Source organism: Protofrankia sp. CiT1, from assembly GCF_917627335.1.
In the GTDB taxonomy this organism is placed as follows: domain Bacteria; phylum Actinomycetota; class Actinomycetes; order Frankiales; family Frankiaceae; genus Protofrankia.
Genome location: NZ_CAKJTP010000252.1, coordinates 3002 through 4161 on the forward strand (window position 1 = coordinate 3002; position 1160 = coordinate 4161).

General features: G+C 69.6%; 1 protein-coding gene. It reads right to left on the reverse strand.

Annotation, left to right across the window (positions count from 1 at the left end; all coding sequences use genetic code 11):
• On the reverse strand, window positions 1–497 hold a 497-nt coding region (locus MJ785_RS20965), incomplete at its 3' end, for a reverse transcriptase domain-containing protein (RefSeq protein WP_255727670.1).
• Window positions 498–1160 lie beyond the last annotated feature (663 nt).

The following is a 1160-nucleotide window of genomic DNA, read 5'->3' on the forward strand; positions in this document are numbered from 1 at the left end:
AAGGCCGCCTCGATGTCCGCGTCCAGCACCCAGCGGTAGCCCCGGGTGCCGAAGTGGTGGATCTCGGCGATCGCGTCGTGGGCGCGCCGCAGGGGCCGGAACCCGTACGAGACCGGCAGGAAGTCGGCCTCGAAGATCGGTTCCAGCACCAGTACCAGCGCTGCCTGCACGACCCGGTCCGCGATCACGGGAATACCGATCTTGCGGACCTTGCCCGACCCACCCGGCTTCGGGATCTTTCGTTCCTTCACCGGCAGCGGTCGGAACGAGCCGTCCTTGACGGCGGCCCGCAGGTCGTCCAGGAACCCGGACACCCCGATACGCTCCTCCACGTCGGCGACGGTCAACCCGTCGACACCGGGAGTGTTCGCACCGCGGTTGCCCGCGACCCGGTCGAACGCCACCAGCAGCGTCGCCGGGTCATACACGAGATTGAACAGGTCATCGAACCTGCGGCCAGGATCGGCCGCCGCCCAACGGTGAAGCTTGGCCTGCATCTCCGATACCCTCACCCGCGGCCCGGCCGGACCAGAGCGAGGAGCGCCGCCATTCGGCGGCGCATCTGCCGGCATTGCAGCATCCATCCCTTCTCGAAACCGCTGCCGTCCTTCCCCATGCGGCCGGCTCTCCCGGCCTCGGAGTACTACGACGGCTCCGCCCCGCCCCAGACCGATCGGCGGTCGACGCGCCCAGCCCCGCCATCGCCACTGGACGCGGCGGACAGGGCAAGGCCCGGGACGGTTCCCGTGTTCACTGTGGTTCGCTCGTCGGAGGAGGAGCCCGACTATGCCCCTGCGGCCTCGCCACGAGTACGCCGCAGACCTTCCTCGTGGCCTCCTGGACGGCTCATGCCCACCGTCCCCGGAGTTCCCCGCCCAACATCCAGACGGGTACGCACCGCTCCCGGCCCAGATCCGTCAGGTTCGAGCCGGTGCCTGATCAAGGGGGTGTCACACGCCGGTTCCTCGCGTACTCCTCTCCGTCCCGCTCGCCGGACCCGGACCATCTGACGGTGCTGACCCGTCCCGGCTTTGTCAGGGCTGCTCCCACCCTCCCCGGCGTCACCCGGATCAGGCTGCCCCCAGCTCCACCGTCCTGCTGCGACAAGATCGGCGGCGAAGGTCTCTCACCTCCACTCGAACCACAGCGCCTCACGGCGC